At 35.5% G+C, this 21,937-nt stretch carries 20 protein-coding genes and 4 pseudogenes; 19 read left to right on the top strand and 5 right to left on the bottom strand.

Annotated features, from left to right (window positions below; all coding sequences use genetic code 11):
- Positions 1-173: 173 nt before the first annotated feature.
- Positions 174-1,028 carry a peptide chain release factor N(5)-glutamine methyltransferase gene (prmC, locus tag L950_RS16550; RefSeq protein WP_021188142.1) on the bottom strand — a complete coding sequence of 285 codons (855 nt, stop codon included), beginning with the start codon at positions 1,026-1,028 and terminating at the stop codon, positions 174-176.
- Between the two features lie 203 nt (positions 1,029-1,231).
- Here prmC and L950_RS36695 point away from each other — a divergent pair.
- The 3 genes and pseudogenes from L950_RS36695 to L950_RS16540 all read left to right on the top strand — a co-directional run.
- Positions 1,232-1,507: pseudogene (locus tag L950_RS36695) on the top strand (bifunctional diaminohydroxyphosphoribosylaminopyrimidine deaminase/5-amino-6-(5-phosphoribosylamino)uracil reductase RibD); the annotation flags it as partial.
- 146 nt (positions 1,508-1,653) lie between these two features.
- Positions 1,654-2,274 carry a RibD family protein gene (locus L950_RS36690; RefSeq protein ID WP_316930672.1) on the top strand — a complete coding sequence of 207 codons (621 nt, stop codon included), beginning with the start codon at positions 1,654-1,656 and terminating at the stop codon, positions 2,272-2,274.
- A gap of 29 nt (positions 2,275-2,303) precedes the next feature.
- Positions 2,304-3,584, top strand: coding sequence for a DUF2851 family protein (locus tag L950_RS16540; RefSeq protein WP_021188141.1), 1,281 nt, complete (start codon positions 2,304-2,306; stop codon positions 3,582-3,584).
- 1 nt (position 3,585) lies between these two features.
- Here L950_RS16540 and L950_RS16535 read toward each other — a convergent pair whose 3' ends face one another.
- Positions 3,586-4,239 (bottom strand): ankyrin repeat domain-containing protein, encoded by a 654-nt coding sequence (locus tag L950_RS16535; protein ID WP_021188140.1) that lies wholly within the window; start codon positions 4,237-4,239, stop codon positions 3,586-3,588.
- A gap of 358 nt (positions 4,240-4,597) precedes the next feature.
- On the opposite strand from L950_RS16535, the pseudogene L950_RS16530 reads away from it, so the two are divergent.
- The 11 genes and pseudogenes from L950_RS16530 to L950_RS16490 all read left to right on the top strand — a co-directional run bounded on the left by L950_RS16530 (position 4,598) and on the right by L950_RS16490 (position 11,385).
- Positions 4,598-5,160 (top strand): annotated as a pseudogene (locus L950_RS16530) (UbiX family flavin prenyltransferase).
- Positions 5,161-5,394: 234 nt separating this feature from the next.
- Positions 5,395-5,679: a hypothetical protein gene (locus tag L950_RS36685; protein WP_316930671.1), complete on the top strand. Its 285-nt coding sequence runs from the start codon at positions 5,395-5,397 to the stop codon at positions 5,677-5,679.
- Entirely contained in the window at positions 5,679-6,662 is a 984-nt protein-coding gene (locus tag L950_RS16525) for a dihydroorotase (protein WP_316930670.1), read from the top strand. The genes L950_RS36685 and L950_RS16525 overlap by 1 nt, the downstream gene beginning before the upstream one ends.
- A gap of 2 nt (positions 6,663-6,664) precedes the next feature.
- Positions 6,665-7,339, top strand: coding sequence for a hypothetical protein (locus tag L950_RS16520; protein ID WP_021188139.1), 675 nt, complete (start codon positions 6,665-6,667; stop codon positions 7,337-7,339).
- Positions 7,339-7,581: a hypothetical protein gene (locus L950_RS30355; RefSeq protein ID WP_021188138.1), complete on the top strand. Its 243-nt coding sequence runs from the start codon at positions 7,339-7,341 to the stop codon at positions 7,579-7,581. The genes L950_RS16520 and L950_RS30355 overlap by 1 nt, the downstream gene beginning before the upstream one ends.
- Before the next feature lie 14 nt (positions 7,582-7,595).
- On the top strand, positions 7,596-7,934 hold the full coding sequence (locus tag L950_RS16510) for a DUF4199 domain-containing protein (RefSeq protein ID WP_021188137.1): 339 nt from the start codon (positions 7,596-7,598) through the stop codon (positions 7,932-7,934).
- 102 nt (positions 7,935-8,036) lie between these two features.
- The gene (locus tag L950_RS16505; RefSeq protein ID WP_021188136.1) at positions 8,037-8,987 is read left to right on the top strand and encodes a glycosyltransferase family 2 protein; all 951 of its coding nucleotides are present in this window, start codon (positions 8,037-8,039) and stop codon (positions 8,985-8,987) included.
- Positions 8,988-8,996: 9 nt separating this feature from the next.
- A complete protein-coding gene (locus L950_RS30350) occupies positions 8,997-9,665 on the top strand; it encodes a glycosyltransferase (protein ID WP_197086476.1) in 669 nt (222 codons plus the stop codon).
- On the top strand, positions 9,647-10,123 hold the full coding sequence (locus L950_RS30345) for a glycosyltransferase (RefSeq protein ID WP_231577348.1): 477 nt from the start codon (positions 9,647-9,649) through the stop codon (positions 10,121-10,123). The genes L950_RS30350 and L950_RS30345 overlap by 19 nt, the downstream gene beginning before the upstream one ends.
- A gap of 228 nt (positions 10,124-10,351) precedes the next feature.
- Complete coding sequence (locus L950_RS16495) at positions 10,352-10,624, top strand: hypothetical protein (protein WP_021188135.1); 273 nt, start codon at positions 10,352-10,354, stop codon at positions 10,622-10,624.
- Positions 10,621-11,385 (top strand): MBL fold metallo-hydrolase, encoded by a 765-nt coding sequence (locus L950_RS16490; protein ID WP_021188134.1) that lies wholly within the window; start codon positions 10,621-10,623, stop codon positions 11,383-11,385. The genes L950_RS16495 and L950_RS16490 overlap by 4 nt, the downstream gene beginning before the upstream one ends.
- 10 nt (positions 11,386-11,395) lie before the next feature.
- Here the strand turns inward: L950_RS16490 and L950_RS35630 are convergent, their stop codons facing one another.
- The 3 genes from L950_RS35630 to queA form a co-directional block, all read right to left on the bottom strand.
- Complete coding sequence (locus L950_RS35630) at positions 11,396-11,758, bottom strand: 2-C-methyl-D-erythritol 4-phosphate cytidylyltransferase (RefSeq protein WP_021188133.1); 363 nt, start codon at positions 11,756-11,758, stop codon at positions 11,396-11,398.
- 23 nt (positions 11,759-11,781) lie between these two features.
- A complete protein-coding gene (locus L950_RS35625) occupies positions 11,782-12,033 on the bottom strand; it encodes a 2-C-methyl-D-erythritol 4-phosphate cytidylyltransferase (protein WP_021188132.1) in 252 nt (83 codons plus the stop codon).
- Between the two features lie 135 nt (positions 12,034-12,168).
- Positions 12,169-13,215, bottom strand: a complete 1,047-nt coding sequence (gene queA, locus L950_RS16480; protein ID WP_021188131.1) for a tRNA preQ1(34) S-adenosylmethionine ribosyltransferase-isomerase QueA — start codon at positions 13,213-13,215, stop codon at positions 12,169-12,171.
- A gap of 193 nt (positions 13,216-13,408) precedes the next feature.
- Between queA and L950_RS37380 the strand changes: the two are divergent.
- The 5 genes and pseudogenes from L950_RS37380 to L950_RS16455 all read left to right on the top strand — a co-directional run bounded on the left by L950_RS37380 (position 13,409) and on the right by L950_RS16455 (position 21,856).
- Positions 13,409-14,651 (top strand): annotated as a pseudogene (locus L950_RS37380) (ABC transporter permease).
- Between the two features lie 113 nt (positions 14,652-14,764).
- Positions 14,765-17,220 (top strand): annotated as a pseudogene (locus L950_RS16470) (glycoside hydrolase family 31 protein).
- 34 nt (positions 17,221-17,254) lie between these two features.
- Positions 17,255-19,165 (top strand): 1,4-alpha-glucan branching protein GlgB, encoded by a 1,911-nt coding sequence (gene glgB / locus L950_RS16465; protein ID WP_021188130.1) that lies wholly within the window; start codon positions 17,255-17,257, stop codon positions 19,163-19,165.
- Complete coding sequence (locus L950_RS16460) at positions 19,165-20,583, top strand: glycogen synthase (protein WP_021188129.1); 1,419 nt, start codon at positions 19,165-19,167, stop codon at positions 20,581-20,583. The genes glgB and L950_RS16460 overlap by 1 nt, the downstream gene beginning before the upstream one ends.
- Position 20,584: 1 nt before the next feature.
- Positions 20,585-21,856 carry a glucose-1-phosphate adenylyltransferase gene (locus tag L950_RS16455; protein ID WP_021188128.1) on the top strand — a complete coding sequence of 424 codons (1,272 nt, stop codon included), beginning with the start codon at positions 20,585-20,587 and terminating at the stop codon, positions 21,854-21,856.
- The last annotated feature ends 81 nt before the right edge of the window (positions 21,857-21,937 follow it).

Here is a 21,937-nt window from a genome sequence, read left to right as displayed (position 1 = left end):
AAAGTGTATTGCTCTACCAGCTGAGCTACGGAATCCTTTCTTTTTTGAAGAAATTTCGTTTTTGAAAGTGATGCAAAGGTAGAAAAAAAGACGATATGTGCCAACTTTTAAGTTAAATATTCTTAAATTATTTTTTTACTATTTGGTAATGAAATAATTAAATTTTTATCACCTTATTTTTTAGCATGTATCATCCTTGGATTTTGTTGCATATCATGATGTAATATCACTGTTTTAAACCCCTTTTTTTGTAACATATCGACTGTTTCATCCCCATAATACTGATTAATTTCAAAATATAAGTCACCTTCAGCTGTTAAATGCTTCAGCGCAAAAGAAGCTATAGTCTCATAAAATAATAAAGGAGCAGTTTCTTCCACAAAAAGAGCTAAATGCGGCTCGAATTCTAATACATTTGGATGCATTTCCTCTTTTTCTTTTGGTGTAATATAGGGAGGATTACTGACGATAATATCATATTGCTGGGATTGAAAGATATATTCCCATTCTAGGATATCTGCATTCACAAAATTTATTGGCGCATCTAAACGGAGTGCGTTGCGTCTGGCTGTGGCAATAGCTTCTTTAGAAATATCCAATGCTGAAATATGGGCTTCCGGCAAATGCTTTTTAAGTGAAATCGGTATGCAACCGGATCCGGTTCCAATATCGATAATACGTAACGGTAGCTGATCCCGATGATTGCGGATGATCAGATCAACTAATTCCTCTGTCTCTGACCGCGGAATTAGAACAAAAGGATTGACTTCAAAAACTTCTCCAAAAAAATCAGCTTTTTTTAAGATGTGTTGTATAGGTTTCTGTTTCAGCAGATCTTTTAAAATATTTGAAATCCGACTGCTTTGTTCTTCTGATAATGCCAGCTCTTTGTTCACACTGTACTGCATCTTGGAAAGTCCTAAAACATCTTTAATAACTATATAGAAGATGTTTTTGATTTCTTCTGCGTCATAAAATTTAGCTAGATCTTTTTGGAATAAGCTGTCGTAGGTTTGTAATTTTTCCATTGGTCAAACTTAGATAAATTTGTTTTATTTACAATTATTATTGCCTCAGATATTAAACAATTTATTTGTTGAAGTCATTTTTATTGGAACTTACCTTATTAAACAAGATGAATCTCTCCTCTAGTATTCAGAACTATTGGATAGTCTAAATTTACAATATTGCTCGTATTTTAAGTTATAGTATTGTTTTGATACTTTTGTATATGAATATGCAAGAAAGCTACATGCGTAGATGCCTGGAACTGGCCGCTTTGGGAGCAGGTACTACAAGTCCTAATCCAATGGTGGGTGCCGTTATTGTTTGTGATGATAAAATTATTGGAGAAGGATTTACATCACCTTATGGTGGAGCTCATGCCGAAGTTAATGCTATTCAGCAGGTATTGGACCATTTTGGGGATGATGCCGCAGCTAAATTAAGACAGTCAATTTTTTATGTTAGTCTTGAACCTTGTGCACATTATGGTAAGACACCACCATGTGCAAATCTTATTGCGAGATACAAGCCTAAAAAAGTATATATAGCATGTTTAGATCCATTCGCAAAAGTGAACGGTAAGGGTGCAGAGATTTTAAAAAATGCAGGAATAGCTATTGAGATCGGACTATTAGAACAGGAGGCTTTGTGGTTAAATCGCAGATTGACACGTGTTCAAAAAATCGCCCTTATGTTATTCTCAAATGGGCAGAAAGTGCAGACGGATATCTTGGAAAAGAAGGGGAGCAAGTGTGGATTAGTAATGGGGCGAGTAAGCAGTTGGTTCATAAATGGCGAGCTGAGGAAGATGCAATTTTAGTGGGCGCTAAAACTGCATTGGTTGATAATCCTAGCTTGACCGTACGCGAGTGGAATGGGAAAAATCCGAAACGTATATTGATAGATAAATTACTTTCTGTTCCCGCTGAAGCTGCTATTTTTAACGATGAAGCTGAAACCATTATTTTTAATGCTGTGAAGACGGAATGGTCTGGTCATAATAAGTATATCGAATTGGAAAATTATGATTGGTATCTTCCTCAAAATATTTTGTATCAATTGTATTTAATGGATGTGCAATCTATTATTATTGAGGGTGGAGCAAAGACATTATCCCTATTTATTGAAGCTAATTTGTGGGATGAGGCTAGGGTTTTTAAAAGTAAACGTACTTTGGATGGCGGGATAAAAGCCCCGCAGGTAAAAGGTGAATTGAAAGAAATTATGAAAATTTCGGATGATCAATTGGAAATTATCGTAAATATATAAACTTTAAATTATTTGATTATCTTTAGGTTATGGCTATTCCTGAAGATCTTTTGCAATTCATATGGAGGTTGCGTCTGTATCACACAGATCAATTAAAAACCGTTAATGGCGAATCCATCCAAGTTTTACATGTAGGTGAACATAATGACAATGCGGGACCAGATTTCTTGTTTTCAAAAATCCGTATCGGAAGTGAGTTGTGGACAGGTAATGTGGAGATTCATGTCAGATCATCTGATTGGTTTCTACATGGACATCAAAAAGATGCAAAATATGCAAATGTAATTTTACATGTTGTGTGGGATCATGATCAAGAAGTGATTCATGAAGATGGCTCCCTTGTGCCAACACTCAGACTGTCGGATTATGTTTCTGAAGAATTACTGAAGCAATATCAGCGTTTAATGGATGGGCAACGTTGGATTCCATGTGAAAGTCAGATACTTCATTTAGATAGTTTTAAAGTGGAGAGATGGGTAGAGCGTATGGCAGTAGAAAGAATGGAAGATAAGTCAAGATTGATACTTGAATTACTACAAAAATTTGATGGAGATTGGGAGAAAATATTTTTTATATGGCTGTTTCGAAGTTTCGGATTTAAAGTAAATGCAGACGCTTTTCAGGCTTTAGGCGAGCAATTGTCAAATTTATTATTGCTGAAATATAGGACAGATATCAGTAAATTGGAAGCTATGATTTTTGGTCAGGCGGGTTTTTTAAATTCTACTTTTGACGAAGCATATCCTCTACAATTACAGAAGGAATATATTTATCTTAAAAAAGCCTATTCCTTAAAAGAAACTCATTTTCCACTGCTTTTTTCACGGATGCGACCTCACAATTTTCCCACTATTCGAATAGCTCAATTAGCCAGTTTGTTACAAAATGAAAGTGTTCGTCTACAAGGAATCTTAGCGATTGAAAATTTAAGTGAATTTAGATGGCTACTTAATAATATAAGGGTTACTCATTACTGGAAGACTCATTTTAGTTTTGCGAAGCAATCCTTAGCGACTAGTGATCATAGTTTAAGTGAAATGAGTCAAAATAGCTTGATTATTAATGCATTTATTGCATTAACATTTTCTTATGGGGCTTACTTTAAGCTGGAAGATTTGAAAGAAAAGGCAATGCGATGGTTAGAAGAATTACCAACTGAAAGAAATAATATTATTCAAAAATTTGAAGATATAGGGGTTAATGCGTGGCATGCGGCACATTCACAAGGTTTGTTGCATATAAAAAGGAAGTATTGCGATTCAAAACAATGCTTACGTTGTGGGATTGGCTTAGAATTGCTCCGGCGTTAGTTTACATATCCTTAAGTATTGTTGCAATATCACTGTAGCCTTTTGAGGCAGCGAGATCTGATGCTGTTTTGTTATTGGAGTTCTTTAATTCAATAATAGCTCCATGTTCAAGGAGTAAAACGATAATTTCAATATTTCCTTGTTGTGCTGCTAAATGCAATGGGGTAAGACCTGTTTGCTGTCTGTTGTTAACATTTGCTCCAGCTTCAATAAGTAGCTTTGTAATTGCCGTGTTTTTATTTAGAAGAGCAATGTGAAGCGGGTAGAGATGTTCCTCATTTTGGGTAGGGATATCAGGATTGGCTTTATGTGCAAGTAATAGACGAACAACATCTTCTTTATTGAAATGGGTCGCTAAAGCGAGGGCAGAATAACCATGTGTGGAGACCTCATTAACAACTGAAGGTAACTGTTTAATCATCGCTTCAATATAATTATCCAAGCCGGCAGCCACTGCTTCATGAATATTTAAGCCTTGATTGTGCTGAAGAAGAACGCGGATGATTTGAGGTTTATGAAAATAGCAAGCTAGTAATAAAGGCGAAATGCCGTGACTTGTTTCTTCTAAGATTAAGGCTGGGTTGCTTGTTAAAAGCAAATCTAAATCTCTACTATTTCCAGATTCGATGTATTGTTCTAATATACTTAAACTCATTTTCTAGTATTATACGATCTTAACGGTAACTAAAATAGAAAAAAAATGTGATGAAAATCTGAATTTAAAAAAGAAATGTACAGATTATTTTTTATTAATAATCATTCGTTGTGCATGTAGATAACCTTGTTAAGTTTTAATTCATCAGGCTTTTAGGTAATAAATAAGGTGTTTTTAACTATTTTTAGGAATATTGTTGTAACAATTATTCTTTTTTAAAAAAAAATCCTTTAAAATATTCACACTTATGGTATATTTGTATACGCCCCTCCCAAGGGTTTGTTTTTCATAGGTAGATGTAGGGTCGAATATTCCTTATTCGACCCTTTTTTATAGCTTTGTTTATTAAAAGGAAATTATGTCTAGAAAAATTGTAGTAGCAATAACAGGAGCAAGTGGTTCCATCTATGCTAAGGTTCTGCTAAATCGACTGATGGAATTAAAAGATCAGATCAGTGAAGTGGGAGTAGTAATGTCTGACAATGCCAAAGTTGTGTGGCAGGAGGAGTTGCAAAATAAAGATTATGAACAATTCCCTTTCCAGTTTTACAGTAAAAATGATTTTTTGCGCCATTTGCTTCGGGATCTGCACGATTTGACACGATGATTATCTGTCCTTGTTCAATGGGGACTTTAGCACGTATCGCGCATGGTATCTCTTCTGATTTAACAACAAGGGCAGCTGATGTCATATTGAAAGAACGTAGAAAATTAATTTTAGTAACTAGAGAAACACCTTTAAGTCATATTCATATTCAAAATATGAAAGTTGTTACTGATGCAGGTGGTATTATCTGCCCGGCATCACCGTCGTTTTACAGTTTGCCAAAAACTTTTGATGAATTGGCAGGTACAGTCGTGGATCGGGTGTTGAGTCTAGCTGGTTTTAATTTTAATCATTATCAGTGGGGAACAGAATAGCGATAGCTATGTGAATATTTTCTAAAATTCAATGGAGAATCGATAGTATTTTGTAACTTTGTTTTTTGAAATGAAGCAGTCTAAAGCTACACGTATTAAAAATAATCCTTCCTCTAATTTTCAAAGAGAAAACTCGCTATTTTTATTGAATTCTACTAAGGAAAGAGTATTAGTGTGCTTTAAAACTGCGCGTACTTACTATTCAAATCCAATAAATTTCAACTTCTTAAGCATATGAAAAGCGTATTAATTACTTCTGTCAAAGTGGTTTTGCCGGGAAATGAATTTGATCAACAGGTGGTTGATGTATTCATTGAAAAAGGAAAGATTTCCAAAATTGCAAATTCCATTGAAGTCGCTGATAAAAATATAGAAATATTCGATGGTTCAGGAAATATCCTTTCTATAGGTTTCTTTGACCTAAATGCTAATTTTGGTGAGCCAGGTTTGGAAACCAAAGAAGATATTACTTCTGGATCGGCAGCTGCGCCGCTGGAGGGTACACTGCTGTTGCTGTGATGCCCAATACGCAACCGGCAATCCAAAGTAGGGCTGAAGTTGCTTTAATTGTCAATATTGCAAAAGGTAATTTGGTAGATATTTTACCGATCGGTGCAGTGAGTAAAAATCGCGAAGGCCATGAAATGGCTGAGTTGTATGATATGAAACAGACTGGTGCCATTGCTTTTAGTGATGGTAATAAAAGTATGCAGCATGCTGGTTTAATGAGCCGTGCATTATTATATGCGCGCGGATTTGGAGGCTTAATCATTGCTCATCCAGAAGATGCTTCAATGGCGGGAGGTAATAAAATGAACGAAGGGGTGATGAGTACTTATTTAGGTATGAAAGGTATTCCTAATCTTGCAGAGTCATTGATGGTTTCTCGTGACCTTTATCTAGCTGAATATGCCGAGTCACCTATTCACTTTACTACGATAAGTACAGCCGAAGCGGTAGATTTAATAAAAAAGGCAAAAGCAAAAGGAATTCAGGTTACCTGTGATGTTGCCGCACATCAATTGGTTTTTACTGATGATGAAATTGTTGATTTTGATAGTAATTATAAAGTAAGTCCCCCGTTGCGTACCAAATCCGATGCAAAAGCGTTAATAAAAGGATTGAAGGATGGTGTTATTGATGCTGTTGTTTCACAACATACTCCGCATGAAATTGAATTTAAAAATGTTGAATTTCATATCGCAAAAAATGGTATAATTGGTTTACAGACTGTTTTACCTCTTTTAATCAAAGCAGGATTAAACGAACAACAGATAGTTGAAAAATTAGCTGTAAATTCACGACGGGTAGTTGGATTAACTTTGCCTGAAATAAAAGAGGGTGAAGTGGCCAATTTGGTGCTATTCAGTATGAATGAAAATTGGATTTTTGATCAAGAATCAAACAGATCCAAATCTAGAAATAGTCCTTTGTTCGGAAAAGAGTTAAAAGGGAAAGTTAAATTAGTGATCAATAATGGTCAAATCATAAAAAATGCTTAATAATGGAAGCGAATATTAAAGCGGCTGTTGCTGCAGGGATTAATACCTACGGTAGAGTAGATAACATCGAAACAAAATCAGAATTTTTAACAAAAGTTGAGCATGTTTTTGATACCGATGGAAAATATATCGATAAATTGGCTTTATTGGATGAAGCTTTTGATGACTATCCACTATTTGATGAGTTAAGAGAAGTATATGTCGATCTGTTATTGATGAACTTTTTTTCTATTGATATTCAAAAATTAGAAGAAGATTATTTGGAGTCTGAAGAATGGGAGAAAATCGAAGATGAAACAATAGATCGCGGTACAGAACTATTGAATATATTTTTATACTTACGTGAATGTAAAGATGATGAGATTGATCCTGATTTAGATGATTACTTGAAGGAGTTTTTATTGGTTGATGAAGATGAGTTTCAAGATGAGCATGAGATTTATGAAGATATCATTGCCAATCAAATTTTAGTAGAAAGTACATATGCAGAAATTGCAAAAACTGCAAAAACAATCAATCCATCAAGTGAGGTTTATGAGCTATTTTATGCAATCATAAGTTTCTTCAGTGAGATTAACCCTAAAGATGCGCAGTTTGAAGAGTATGAATCTCACAGCGAAAACAAAGCTTTCGATGCAGCTCTTTATCAAATTATTACTAACTTTTACAAGGGCTAATGGAAGTTGGTGTTGACAAAAATAGTAAGATTACAAGTATCCTATATGGTGTTGGCTTGGGGGTGATTTCATTTTTCTTAGGATTATGTTCCATTTATGTAGTAAAGCCATTAGAAGGATCAGCCTTATTGCAGTACAGCAATCCATTTTTTAATTTTATTTTATTTTTAGGTGTGACGGTTTTAATAACCTTTGCGTTACGAAAAAAATGGGAGGTATCTGGGACTTTAGTAAGGCGTTGAAATGTATTTACATCATGCTTGTAATTAATCATTTAGTCGCTTCAGTAAGTACCTTTACCTATTTAAAATATGTAGAACCAACTCTTCAGGAAGAAAATTTTCATGTAATGATGAATGCTCGGATTGAAAGTATGGAAAGAAGTACAGGTTTTGCCAGTGAAGAAGAAAAGCAAAAAACAATAGATGTAAGCATTGAACAAATGGAGAAAGATAATGAATCGGTTGCAAACATGACTTTGGGCGCTCGTGCAAAAGGTTTTATTATCACCTTACTTCCTTATTTTTTGTTTGCCCTAATGTTAGCTGCTTTGACAAAAAATGGTCAAAAAGCTAGCAGTAATCCTGCTGTTTAAAAGGATAAATTTAAAAAAAAATCATTACGTTAAGGTGTTGTCAGAATGACGATACCTTAACTTGTTTATAAAGCAAATATATTGACAATGATCAACGTACATATGGATATTTCAGTTGTTGTTCCCCTTCTTAATGAAGAAGAATCTTTACCAGAGCTAACCTCATGGATAGACCGTGTGATGGCTAAACACCAGTTTTCTTATGAAATTATTTTAGTTGATGACGGAAGCAAGGATAAATCATGGGCTATAATTGAAGAATTAAAAAAGAGCAATAACAATATTTCAGCAATAAAATTTAGACGTAATTACGGTAAATCTGCTGCTTTAAATGTTGGCTTTGCAGCAGCTCAAGGTGATGTGGTAATTACAATGGATGCCGATTTACAGGATAGTCCTGACGAAATTCCGGAATTGTATGATCGTATAATGAATAAAGGGGCAGATCTAGTTTCTGGATGGAAACAGAAACGCTATGATCCACTTACAAAGACATTACCTACTAAACTGTTCAATGCTGTGACAAGAGGTATGTCGGGAATTAATAATTTGCATGATTTTAATTGTGGATTGAAAGCATATCGTAAAGATGTTGTTAAAAACATTGAAGTGTATGGAGAAATGCATCGTTACATTCCTGTTATAGCGAAATGGGCAGGTTTTACCAATATTCAAGAACAGGTTGTACAGCATTATCCAAGAAAATACGGTACAACCAAATTTGGTGCAGGTCGTTTTGTAAAGGGTTTTCTTGATTTATTATCCATATTTTTTGTTGGAAAATTTGCTAAACGTCCTATGCACTTCTTTGGTGTAATGGGTGTAGTGAGTTTTTTAGTAGGTCTTATTATTACTTTATACTTGATCTGTCACAAATTGATGAGTATCGCCGCTGGGACACCATTTAGAGATGTCACAGATCAGCCGATGTTTTTTTTATCACTGACAGCGATTATCATTGGTTCACAATTGTTTCTAACCGGTTTTTTGGCAGAATTGGTTTCGAGAAACAGTACAGATCGTAATAATTATCAGATCGAGAAAGTAATATAATTAATAGAAATGCGCATTGTTATCTTAGGATCTGCATATCCATTAAGAGGAGGGGGGATAGCTTCATTTAATGAACGATTGGCCGAGCATTATCAGCAAATGGGACATGAGGTGGATATTTATTCTTTTTCACTCCAGTACCCCAATTTTTTATTTCCTGGTAAATCGCAATTTTCAGATGAGTCCGCACCAAATGGATTACGAATTTTTTCAAAGGTGAATTCTGTCAATCCTTTTAACTGGATTAAAATAGGACTGGAACTAAAGAAAGCAAATTATGATCTCTTAATCGTGCGCTTCTGGATGCCTTTCTTTGGGCCCTGCCTTGGAACGATTCAGAGAATTGTACGTCAAAACAAACACACAAAAGTAGTATGTATTGCTGATAATATCATTCCACATGAACATCGGATTGGAGATCAAATATTAGCGAAATACTTCTTAAATGCTGTTGATGGTTGTGTTACGATGAGTAGAAGTGTTTTGGATGATTTAAAAGAGATCAATTCTAAGATACCTGCAACTTATACACCACATCCTTTATACGATAACTATGGTCCTAGCATTAGTCTAGAACAAGCAAGAGCAGCGCTGAAGATACCAGTGGAAGACAAAGTTGTCTTGTTTTTGGTTTTATACGCCAGTATAAAGGATTGGATATGCTTTTGGAAGCGTTAGGAAAAGTAGAACTTCAGGAATTAAATGTAAAATTATTGCTAGCTGGAGAGTTTTATGGAGATGAGGATCTGTACCAGTCACTAATTCAAAAGTACGGTTTGCAAGACCGTGTTTATCTCCATACTTCCTTTATTCCGAATGATGAAGTTGGCAAATATTTCTGTGCAGCCGATGTTGTCGTATTACCCTATAGAACTGCGACACAAAGCGGTATTACCCAAGTAGCCTATCACTTTGATCTTCCTATGATCGTTACTCGAGTAGGCGGACTGCCAGAACTGGTGCACGATGGACTCGTTGGTACCGTTGTCGAACCTAATGTAGCGGAAATTGTAAAAGGAATAGCATCTTTTTATGATCAAAATAAAGGAAGTGTCTTTCGTGAAAATATGAAAGAGGAAAAGAAAAAATATAGCTGGGATATCTTTGGTGAAGAAATAATTCGATTGGCGAAATAATCTTTAAAATTTAATGTATAAAGCTTTTCATATACAATTATTTAGGGACTGATTGCTATTTATTTCCAGCCAGGTTTATCAGAAAAATCAGAATTTTACAGGTTATCAACAATGATAAAAGTGCATTGCAACCTGTACAATTCCTGTTCAAATAGAGGTAATTGTATTGCAAATCTGAGCAAATTTATCTAAGTTTGAATATAGGCACAAGCATAAATAAGGGAAAAATTGGTAGCATATACACAAGGAAGTTTAGATAAGATCGAAGAACTTTTTAAGGATCAGGGATATAGGGTTAGGTACGAGAAAGGGACTTTTAAGACAGGAGCGTGTGTGTTACAGAGTTCACTTGTAGTTGTCGTGAATAAGTTTTCTAATTTAGAGATGAAAATCCAGTCTTTGATGGCTATTTTAACGGAAATCGACATCGATCAATCACGCGTTAATGAGAAGCATCTTACTATTTATACACAAATTACTAAACTAAAATCAAAACGTTGATAGTCAAATTTTTAGGAACTGGAACTTCGCAGGGTGTACCTGTTATCGCTTGTCAATGTGCTGTTTGTTTATCAAATAGTCATTTTGATAAACGTCTTCGTTCCTCTATTTTGATTAGTTATGACGATAGAAACATTGTCGTAGATACGGGGCCAGATTTTAGATATCAAATGCTACGCGAGCATGTGATGCACATGGATGCGGTATTAATGACACATTCACATAAAGATCATATCGCAGGTCTTGATGATGTTAGAGCATTTAATTTTAAGCAACAGTCTTCCATAGATATTTATGGTACAGATGTTCTTCATGATGCGTTAAGAAGAGAATTTTACTATGCTTTTTCTGGAGTAAAATACCCTGGGATACCGCGTTTAGAATTAGTGGAAATTGAAGCATTAAAACCATTTCATTTGTTTGGAAAGGAAATTCTTCCTTTGGAAGTGATGCATTATCAAATGCCTGTCTTAGGTTTCAGAATAGACGATTTTGCTTATATTACAGATGCAAAGACCGTATCCCATTTAACAAAAGAAAAACTTCAGGGATTGAAAGTTTTAGTTATAAATGCTTTACAAAAAGAAAGCCATGTTTCGCATATGACCTTGGATGAAGCTGTAGCTTTTGCTCAAGAAATAGGAGCTGAACAAACTTATCTAACACATATTGGTCATCGCATGGGGCTACATAAAGATGTTGTAAAGGAACTTCCTGCAAATATTACTTTAGCTTACGATCAACTTGAGATCAGGGTGTAGTTATACACTTCTATACTTTTGAGTAGATCTGTGCAATTTCTAAATCCTCAGGATAAGTTATCTTAATGTTTTTATAATCACCAATCACAATATGAATAGGTATACCTAATCTTTCCACAACGGAAGCATCATCTGTAAAAGTCGCCTCTTCATCCTGTTCATAAGCTGTTTCTAATAAACCTCCTTCAAAAATCTGAGGCGTCTGTACAAGCCAAATATGATTACGATCAATTGCATAGTTGGTATCTGCTGTCGTCATACGAACAGAATCAGTACACGAACGAGCAACGATTACCGCTTTAGAAACCTCCACTTGTTCAAAAGCAAGATCAATTGTATTGGCGGCTATTAAAGGTCTCGCCGCGTCATGCACAGCGATAGCAATTTCCTGTAAATTTAGTTGCTTTTTTTGATAAATGCAATTCCATTTTTGACTGTCTGAAATCTTGTTTCTCCTCCATAAGTAATATCATGAGGAATAGTAAACTTGTATTCTTGACAAAGAGATTTCCAAAAATACTCCATTGCTGGATCAATCGCTATGATGATATGCGGTTGTTTTGTACTTGTATAGAACTTCTCTATCGTATGCATCAAGACTGGTTTCCCGTTCATCAATAGATATTGTTTCGGTAAATCTGACTGCATAGACTACCTTTGCCAGCCGCAACTATTAAAACAAAGCTTTGATCGATCATGAGTTATGAAGAATATAAAAGGATTGAAAACAAAAAACGTGGATAAATATACTATTTATCCACGTCTGTATTTTTTAATTGTCGATTAGATAATCAACATGGCATCGCCATAGCTGTAAAATCTGTATTTTTCTTTAACCGCTTGTTCATAAGCATTCATAACGTGTTCGTAACCACCAAAAGCAGCAATCATTACTAATAAAGTAGATTCTGGAGTATGGAAATTCGTAATCATTGAGTTTGCAATACTGAAATCGTATGGCGGATAAATAAATTTACTCGTCCAATCGTTCGCTGGTTTTAAGTGACGATCAGCAGAAACAGCTGATTCGATTGCGCGCATTGAAGTCGTTCCTACGGCACAAACTCTTCTTTTTAAGTCAATAGCTTTATTTACTGTTTTAGCAGCTTCTTCCGTGATGATAAACTGCTCAGAATCCATTTTGTGTTTTGTTAAATCTTCAACTTCAACCGTTCTGAAAGTTCCTAATCCAACATGTAAAGTTACTTCAGCAAAATCAACACCTTTTAGTTCCAAACGTTTCATCAACTCGCGAGAGAAGTGAAGACCTGCAGTTGGTGCTGCAACTGCTCCTTCATTTTTAGCATAAATTGTTTGATAACGAAATTTATCCTCAGGTGTTGCTTTACGAGTAATATATTTTGGAAGTGGAGTTTCACCCAAAATCTCAATATTACGACGAAATTCTTCATCAGTTCCATCAAATAAGAAACGGATTGTACGTCCACGTGAAGTCGTGTTGTCAACAACTTCAGCAACTAATAAATCATCATCTCCAAAGTAAAGTTTATTTCCTACACGGATTTTTCGAGCTGGATCAACCAATACATCCCATAAACGAAGTTCTTTGTTTAATTCACGTAACAAGAAAACTTCGATTGTAGCACCAGTTTCTTTATTGCCATATAGACGCGCCGGAAAAACTTTTGTATTATTTAAAATCATGACATCTTTGTCATCAAAATAATCTAATACATCTTTAAAAATTTTATGCTCAATTTTACCAGTATCACGGTGTAAAACCATTAAGCGTGATTCGTCACGATTTTCAGTTGGTTCAGACGCCAAAAGAGACTCTGGTAAGTTGAATTTAAATTGAGATAACTTCATCTTTAATATTGATATTTTAAATGATTGCCTTTTATATGTATTTAAGTTCCCTATAACAGACTTATTGGAACATAAATAAGCATACAAAGGTAGTCAATTTTTTAGTTAAAAGGGAGTTTCTTTCTGGATTAAATTGATTAATGAATTGATTTTGACATAAAATCAAAACTTAATTGTAATTTAGAACCTGAATATGCTAGCAATAGGTCTCATTAAGGAAAGTGCAAAATTCGCACTGTCGGCTCTAAAAGATAACCGTACGCGTACTTTATTGTCCTTATTAGGGGTAACAATAGGTATTTTAACGATTATTGGTGTCTTTTCAGCTGTTGATACATTACGAAATAATATAGAAGATTCTGTTAAGAAGATAGGATCAAATACATTATATGTTCAGAAATGGCCTTGGACTGGAGGGCCCGATTTCCCTTGGTGGAAATATCTCAATAGACCAGAACCTAAATATGAGGATTATTTAATGCTGAAAGAACGCATAACAACGGCAGATAAGATTGCTATATGATTGATATCGGTAATTCTACGATTAAATATAAAAATAATAATGCCTCTGGGGTGTCTATTTCAGCAGGAACACAGGATCAGTACAGTATTCAGAATTTGAATGTTGAAAAAGGTAGATATTTTGTCGAAAGCGAAACCCGTGCAGGTCATTAGTGACTGTTTTAGGTGCTGTCATCGCAGAGGGACTTTTCCCAAAAAGTGATCCTCTGGGAAAATATGTCAACATGCTGGGACGGAAGGTACAGGTAATTGGTGTATTAAAGAAGGAAGGGGAAGGAGTGCTGATCAATACTTCTCCTGATAATAGTGCATTTATTCCCTTTGAGCTTGCTCGAAATCTAGTTAATTACGATAATTTTTCACCTAGTATTGCTGTTCGAGTGATGTCAAAGTATTCTTTAGCAGAAGCTGAAAGTGAAATTAAAGTTTTAATGCGTTCAATTCACCGCATTTCTCCACAACGAGAGGACGATTTTTCAATTAATCAAACAACCATGATAACTTCCCAACTGGATAAAATGTTTGGCATTGTAAATCTAGCCGGTTTCTGTATTGGAATTTTCTCCATATTGGTAGGCGGATTCGGTATAGCCAATATTATGTTTGTGAGTGTCAAAGAACGTACACATATTATTGGTATTCAAAAGGCTTTAGGAGCTAAAAACTTTTTTATATTGTCTCAATTTTTGATCGAATCAATCGTGCTCTGTCTATTAGGCGGTGCTATTGGCTTATCTATCGTGTTTCTGATCACATTATTGGTTAAAATTGGTACTGGGTTAGCAATTGTCGTGAGTATAAAGATGGTACTCTTGACAGTCTTTATTTCGACGTTAATTGGTTTGATATCAGGTATTGTTCCGGCTTTGATGGCTTCTAGATTAGATCCAGTGGAAGCAATCCGTAGCAAATAAGCTATAAAATAAAATTAAGTTTATTCTTTACTTCATGATGTAGCGAGTTTTTGTATTATTTATCGTAATTTAAGTTCAGCTTAAACTGATTAAATTATTTAAAGATAAATACTATGGGAGACTCGATAAAAAAAGAGGAAATTGCAAATGATCTGTTAGATGCAAACTCGTCTGAAGATAATGTACATCATGTTAATAATCCTGTATTAGACCTTCCTACTATAGAGAAAAAATACCTAGCTAGAGTAAGAGCATGCTCTAAGGATCGGAATACATTTTATTTTACAGATGGTATTGCTAAAGTGGAAATTCGAATAGTTTCTGATGAAATTATTCGCGTTCGTTTGGCTCCTCAAGGATCTTTTTTAGATGACTTTTCTTATGCTGTTATCGATACAGATCAGCACGCAGTATCGTTTTCTGTAGATGAAGATGAAACAAGTTATTACGTGAAAACAAATAAGGTGATCTGCGCTATCCGTAAAACAGATTTTTTGGTTTCATTTCAAGATCTTTCAGGTAAAGTATTCAATACCGATGACAAACCAATGCATTGGGAGGAAAATCCAGACTTCGGCGGTTATTATGTCTATTGCAGCAAAAAGGCACATGAAGATGAAGCTTTCTTCGGCTTGGGAGACAAAGCAACAAATTTAAATCTTAGAGGTAAACGATTTAAAAACTGGAATTCGGATACCTATGGCTATGCTTTTAATCAAGATCCCCTTTATAAAACAATTCCTTTTTATATCGGAGTGACTGGTGGAGAAGCCTACGGTATTTTCTTTGATAATACATTCAGAACATTCTTCGATTTTGCTTCAGAAAATAAACAACGTACAAGCTTTTGGTCAGAAGGCGGTGAGATGCAATATTATTATATTCATGGCCCAAATATGATCGATGTGGTAAAACGTTATCATAGTATCACTGGAACACATTATATGCCTCCATTATGGGGGATTGGTTACCATCAATGTCGATGGAGTTATTATCCTGAGCAGAATGTAAGAGAGATAACAACAGAATTTAGAAAAAGAGAAATCCCTTGCGATGCTATTTACCTTGATATCGATTATATGGATGGCTATCGCTGTTTCACCTGGGACAAAAAATATTTTCCGGATCCTAAAAAATGATATCAGATTTAGCTGCCAATGGCTTTAAAACAGTGGTTATGATAGATCCTGGTATTAAGGTTGATGAAAATTATTGGGTGTTCAAGGAAGGACAGCAAAATAGGTATTTCTGTCGTCGAGGTGATGATTATTTTATGGAAGGTTTTGTGTGGCCTGGAAGATGTCAGTTTCCCGATTTTACAAATCCAACTGTAAGGGAATGGTGGGGTACTTTATACAAAGGCTTGGTTGATGACGGAGTTGCTGGATTTTGGAACGATATGAATGAACCTGCTGTTTTTGGAAGAGGTACATTTCCGGATGACGTAAGACATAACTATGATGGCTATCGAGGTTCCCACAGGAAAGCGCATAATATATATGGCATGCAGATGGTACGTGCTACATATGATGGTTTAAAAAAGCTATATAAAAATAAAAGACCTTTTACTATCACGAGAGCAGCGTATTCGGGTACACAGCGTTTTTCTTCGGTATGGACCGGAGATAATATTGCAACATGGGAACATCTTCGTATTGGTCTTTTGCAGTTGCAAAGATTATCCGTTTCGGGACTTTCTTTTTGCGGAACCGATATTGGAGGATTTACAGGAGAACCGGATGGAGAATTGTTTACACGTTGGATGCAATTTGGCGTCTTTTCTCCATTCATGCGTGTACATTCCGCAGGTGATACCCGCGACCGTGAACCATGGAGTTTTGGCCCTGAATGGGAAGCAATATGTAAGAAATTTATTGAAATGAGGTATAAATTACTACCTTATATCTATACCATTTTTTGGCAACAACATCGTTATGGAGAACCTATTTTAAGACCGATTTCCTTGGTGGAACAACATATCCCTAAAAATTTAATACGAGAGGAAGAGTTTTGTTTCGGAGATAAAATTTTAGTCTCACCTGTTCTTAATCCTGGACAAAAGAATAAAGTGGTTTATCTTCCAGAAGGAGAATGGTATTATTATTTCAATTTACAGAAATATGTAGGTTTACAGGAACATACTATTGATACTCCCCTAGATGAAATGCCGATTTTTGTAAAAGGAGGAAGTATAATTCCTGAATATCCCGTGATGCAATATACATTTCAGCAAAAAATTGATGCCTTGAAATTGAATGTTTATTTCAGTAGAGGTAAGTTTGACTCTTATACCTATGCTGATCATGGCGATACCTTTGCTTATGAACAAAGTGTCTATGCTGAAAAACACTTCCTTTTAGAAGGGACAGATAATAGCTTAGTGATACTGCAACAAGTGGAAGGACTTTACAATGAAAGATTTGATGATTACAAAATTTATCTGATCGGCATTCCATTTGAAGTAAGAACAGTTAAGGCAGATGGTGTTGAACTCAACTTGTTAAAAGATGAATCAGGCAATGATTACATCCAAGTAGAAAAAGATTTCAGAAACTTAATTATAACATAATTTACGATTATTAAACCTAACACCTAATCTGATCATGGGTCAACCAGTAGAAGTATTTTCGTTACTTACAGCATTCGACATATCATTATTTAGAGCTGGAAGACATTACAAATTATATGAGAAATTTGGATCTCATGTTGTTGAGTATAGCGGTCAATCAGGAGTTTATTTTGCCGTGTGGGCACCTTATGCAAGTCAAGTTTCCGTCATTGGAAATTTCAATGGCTGGAATCCTTATACACACCTTTTGCATGTGCGTTGGGACGGAAGTGGTATCTGGGAGGGATTTATTCCAAATATTGGAATAGGAGAAGTATATAAATACCATATTAATTCGATGGCAGGAGAGCAATTGGAAAAAGCTGATCCTTTTGCGTTGATTAGTGAGTTACCACCACAAACTGCGTCAATCGTCGGTACAACTTGGTATGAGTGGGAGGACAAAAACTGGATGTCACAAAGAGCTCAATTTAATAGTTTGGATAAACCTATGTCGGTGTATGAAATGCACTTGGGTTCCTGGCAACGTGATCCTTCAGATCCCGATCGTTTGCTTTCCTATCGCGAAATTGCAGATCGATTAGTTCCCTATATAATAGAAACAGGATTTACACATGTCGAGTTTCTTCCTGTTATGGAACACCCCTATTATCCATCTTGGGGTTATCAGATTGCGGGTTATTTTGCCGCATCTTCACGCTATGGGGGACCACAAGATTTAATGTATTTGATCGAATCTTTACATAAGCATAATATCGGTGTAATTTTAGATTGGGTACCTTCACATTATCCTGGTGACGCTCATGGATTATATCGTTTCGATGGTAGTTTCCTTTACGAGCACGAAGATATAAGAAAGGGCTTTCATCCAGATTGGAAATCATATATCTTTAATTATGGTCGAAACGAAGTGCGATCATTCCTCATTAGTAATGCGCTCTTTTGGTTGGACCGTTATCATGTGGATGGTTTGCGTGTGGATGCCGTTGCTTCCATGCTTTATCTTGATTATTCGCGTAATGAAGGCGAGTGGGAACCCAATAAATTTGGAGGAAGAGAAAATTTGGAAGCTGTAGAGTTTTTAAAAGAATTTAACGAAGCTGTTTATCATCATTTCCCAGATGTTCACACCATCGCAGAGGAATCAACATCTTGGCCTGGTGTAAGTAAGACAACATCTGTAGGAGGATTAGGTTTTGGTATGAAATGGATGATGGGTTGGATGCATGATACGTTAGATTATTTCAAAGAAGATCCTATTAATCGCCGATATCACCATCATAAATTGACTTTTGCAACTGTATATGCATATCATGAAAATTTTATGTTGCCCTTATCTCATGACGAAGTTGTGCATGGAAAAAAATCTCTTTTGTATAAGATGCCGGGTGATGAATGGCAGAAATTCGCAAATTTAAGAGCACTTTATTTGTATATGTTTACATTAACCGGGACGAAACTGTTATTTATGGGTGATGAATTTGCGCAAACAGCAGAGTGGAATGAAAACAAATCTTTGGATTGGCACTTACTGGATTATTCGCCACATAAAGGTATGCTTAGGTTTGTTACCGCCTTAAATCGTGTGTACAAAAGTCAACCTGCACTTTATCAGAAAGCTTTTGTAAGCGATGGTTTTCAATGGGTAGAACAAGGAGATTATACCAATAGCGTGTACGCGTATTTACGCAAGGGATATGAAGAAAAAGACAACTTATTAGTCATATTAAATCTAACCCCAGTTGTTAGAAAAGAATTTAGGATAGGTGTACCAAAAAATGGCGTATGGGAGGAAATTTTGAATTCAGATCAATTAGAATTTAATGGGAGTGGACTGATCGGCGAAGCTTACAATTCAACACATGTTCACTGGATGGGTTTTGAGCAATCGATAACGATAACTTTACCACCTTTAGGAGGTATAATATTAAAACGAAAAGCATAATGAAAGTAATACATTTAAGTGTTGAATGTTTTCCGGTAGCAAAGGTAGGCGGACTGGCAGACGTATTGGGAGCTTTACCTAAATATCAGCGTAAACTTGGTGTTGACGCATCCGTTGTTATGCCTTGGTACAATCGGAAATTTACACAAGAAAATAAGTTTGATCATATTGCTTCCGGAGCTTTCTATCAAGGATCGGAATTATTGCATTATGAAATTTTGAAGGAAGCAGATGATCTACTTGGATTTCCATTATATCTCATTCGCATACCCGGTAAATTAGATCGTGAGGAAGTATACTGTTACCCAGATGAATCTGAGCAATGGCTATCATTTCAACATGCTTTTTTACATTGGTTAAAAGCAGATGGCATACAACCCGATTTGATCAATTGTCATGATCATCATGTTGGATTGGTTCCTTTTTTATTGAAATACAGTTATGAATTTCAACAGTTTTCGCATGTTAAAACACTTTTTACAGTTCACAATGGGCAGTATCAAGGCTGGATGAATTGGAGTAAAGGTATTTTATTGCCAAGTTTCGATACTTGGCGATGGGGATTGCTTGATTGGGATGGTGTAATAAATCCCATGGCAGCAGCGGTTAAATGTTGCGATGCATTTTCTACGGTTTCAGATGGATATCTAAAAGAATTATTTATCGAAGCAAATGATCTACAATCTTTGTTTGCATCCGAATCGCAAAAAGGATACGGCATTGTTAACGGGATCGATACAGATTATTGGAATCCGCAGTTAGATACTTTAATTGATTCGAATTATAATCTTAATACAGTTGAAAAAGGTAAATCACAAAATAAAAAAAGCTTATGTGATCAGTATAAATTAGATCCTTCTTTACCATTAATGTCGTTTATAGGCCGATTTGCGATAGAAAAAGGAGCAGATTTATTAGCTGAAATAATTGATCAACTTTTGGGAAATATTAAATCCAAAATGAGTATATTTATTTTAGGCTCAGGAGATCAAGATATTCAGGTTGCTTTGCAACAGGTTTTAGAAAAATATCCAAAACAGCTCGCAGTTTATTTTGGGTATAATGAATCACTTGCACATCAAGTATATGCAGCAACAGATCTGTTATTGATGCCCTCAAGAGTGGAGCCTTGTGGATTAAACCAATTATATGCCCTACAATATGGGACAATTCCGGTCGTAAGAGGTATTGGCGGGCTCAAAGATACAGTTATTGATGTGAAAGATACAGGTGGATACGGTATCGTATTTCCCGAAGCACATGTTGAAGATGCAGTACAGGGTGTGATAAGGACTTTAGAAATAGTTAACCAGGCCGATTTGTTGTCAGAAATTAGACAAAGGGAAATGCATTTGGATTTTTCATGGAATAAGTCAGCTCAAAAATATTTGGATTTGTACACTAAATTATTGAAATAATATGTCACACAAAGTAGTCTCTATTGTTTTGGGGGGTGGACGAGGTACTCGTTTGTATCCCTTGACCGAACAGCGCTCAAAACCAGCTGTACCAATTGCTGGTAAATACCGTTTGGTGGATATTCCGATTTCGAATTGCTTAAATTCCGGATATAATAAAATCTTTGTTCTGACACAGTATAATTCGGCATCTTTAAATAAGCACATTAAAAACGCTTATAATTTCAGTATTTTTAGTAAAGGATTTGTAGATATATTAGCTGCAGATCAAAATAATGAAGGCGATCGTTGGTTCGAAGGGACAGCCGATGCCGTGAGGAGAACACAGAAAAATCTGCTGAATGTCGATTATGACTATGTACTTATTCTGTCAGGTGATCAATTGTATCAAATGGATTATGCTGCATTAGTTGACTTTCATGTTAAAAACAAAGGAGATGTCACCATTGCAACTATTCCTGTCACTGGTAAAGATGCAACAGGATTTGGAATTTTAAAATCGGATGAAAATAATGTTATTACCTCTTTTATAGAAAAGCCTAATAAAGAAGAACTGTTAAACTGGGGGTCCGAAGTATCAGAAGAGATGGATAAGCGTGGTAGACATTATTTAGCTTCTATGGGGATTTATGTTTTTTCAAAAGGTGTATTGGCCTCCTTACTGAAAGAAAATCCAGGTATGGATTTTGGGAAAGAAATCATTCCTGAAAGTATTGATTCCAAAAATGTGCTGAGTTATCAATTTGATGGGTACTGGACCGACATTGGTACAATTAGTTCTTTTTTTGAAGCAAATATTGGTTTAACCGATGATATCCCTGATTTTAATTTGTTTAATGAAACAGTTTATACAAGAGCACGGATGTTGCCTCCTTCTAAAATATCAGGAACTACATTAAACAATACAATTGTTGCAGATGGATGTATTCTTAATGGCGATAAAATTCAGCGTTCCATCATTGGTATTCGCTCCCGTATAGGACATGGTACAGTGATTAAAAACACCTATATGATGGGGAGTGATTATTATGAACAACTGGAGGAAGTTTTGGAATTAGGAAGTACGCAGGCACCTCCGCCAGTAGGCGTCGGTGAACGATGTTATATTGAAAATGCAATCCTAGATAAAAACTGTCGTATTGGTAATAATGTTCGTATAAAAGGAGGGAAGCATCTTAAAGATGGAGATTATGAGACCTATGCTGTTTGTGACGGTATCGTGGTCGTAAAGAAAGAAGCGGTTATTGTGAACGGCATTACCATTGGCTGTTAATTGAAATTTTGAAAATTAAGGTAATTTTTTAAATTACCTTAATTAAATCAAATTGGAAGAGATGACTTTGGGTTGGAAAAA

Source organism: Sphingobacterium sp. IITKGP-BTPF85, from assembly GCF_001006065.1.
In the GTDB taxonomy this organism is placed as follows: Bacteria; Bacteroidota; Bacteroidia; order Sphingobacteriales; family Sphingobacteriaceae; genus Sphingobacterium; species Sphingobacterium anhuiense.
This window is presented reverse-complemented; position numbering and strand designations above follow the sequence as displayed.

Excerpts from the sequence above, each read along its gene's own strand:
- L950_RS16525 (WP_316930670.1), top strand. The coding sequence starts at position 5,679 with ATGCCCAATACGCAACCGGCAATCCAAAGTAGGGCTGAAGTTGCTTTA.
- queA (WP_021188131.1), bottom strand. The coding sequence starts at position 13,215 with ATGAAGTTATCTCAATTTAAATTCAACTTACCAGAGTCTCTTTTGGCG.
- L950_RS16520 (WP_021188139.1), top strand. The coding sequence starts at position 6,665 with ATGGAAGCGAATATTAAAGCGGCTGTTGCTGCAGGGATTAATACCTAC.
- L950_RS16540 (WP_021188141.1), top strand. The coding sequence starts at position 2,304 with ATGGCTATTCCTGAAGATCTTTTGCAATTCATATGGAGGTTGCGTCTG.
- L950_RS16535 (WP_021188140.1), bottom strand. The coding sequence starts at position 4,239 with ATGAGTTTAAGTATATTAGAACAATACATCGAATCTGGAAATAGTAGA.
- L950_RS36685 (WP_316930671.1), top strand. The coding sequence starts at position 5,395 with ATGAAAAGCGTATTAATTACTTCTGTCAAAGTGGTTTTGCCGGGAAAT.
- L950_RS30350 (WP_197086476.1), top strand. The coding sequence starts at position 8,997 with ATGCGCATTGTTATCTTAGGATCTGCATATCCATTAAGAGGAGGGGGG.
- L950_RS16505 (WP_021188136.1), top strand. The coding sequence starts at position 8,037 with ATGGATATTTCAGTTGTTGTTCCCCTTCTTAATGAAGAAGAATCTTTA.
- L950_RS30345 (WP_231577348.1), top strand. The coding sequence starts at position 9,647 with ATGCTTTTGGAAGCGTTAGGAAAAGTAGAACTTCAGGAATTAAATGTA.
- L950_RS16455 (WP_021188128.1), top strand. The coding sequence starts at position 20,585 with ATGTCACACAAAGTAGTCTCTATTGTTTTGGGGGGTGGACGAGGTACT.
- prmC (WP_021188142.1), bottom strand. The coding sequence starts at position 1,028 with ATGGAAAAATTACAAACCTACGACAGCTTATTCCAAAAAGATCTAGCT.
- L950_RS16510 (WP_021188137.1), top strand. The coding sequence starts at position 7,596 with ATGCTTGTAATTAATCATTTAGTCGCTTCAGTAAGTACCTTTACCTAT.
- glgB (WP_021188130.1), top strand. The coding sequence starts at position 17,255 with ATGGGTCAACCAGTAGAAGTATTTTCGTTACTTACAGCATTCGACATA.
- L950_RS35625 (WP_021188132.1), bottom strand. The coding sequence starts at position 12,033 with ATGCAGTCAGATTTACCGAAACAATATCTATTGATGAACGGGAAACCA.
- L950_RS16460 (WP_021188129.1), top strand. The coding sequence starts at position 19,165 with ATGAAAGTAATACATTTAAGTGTTGAATGTTTTCCGGTAGCAAAGGTA.
- L950_RS30355 (WP_021188138.1), top strand. The coding sequence starts at position 7,339 with ATGGAAGTTGGTGTTGACAAAAATAGTAAGATTACAAGTATCCTATAT.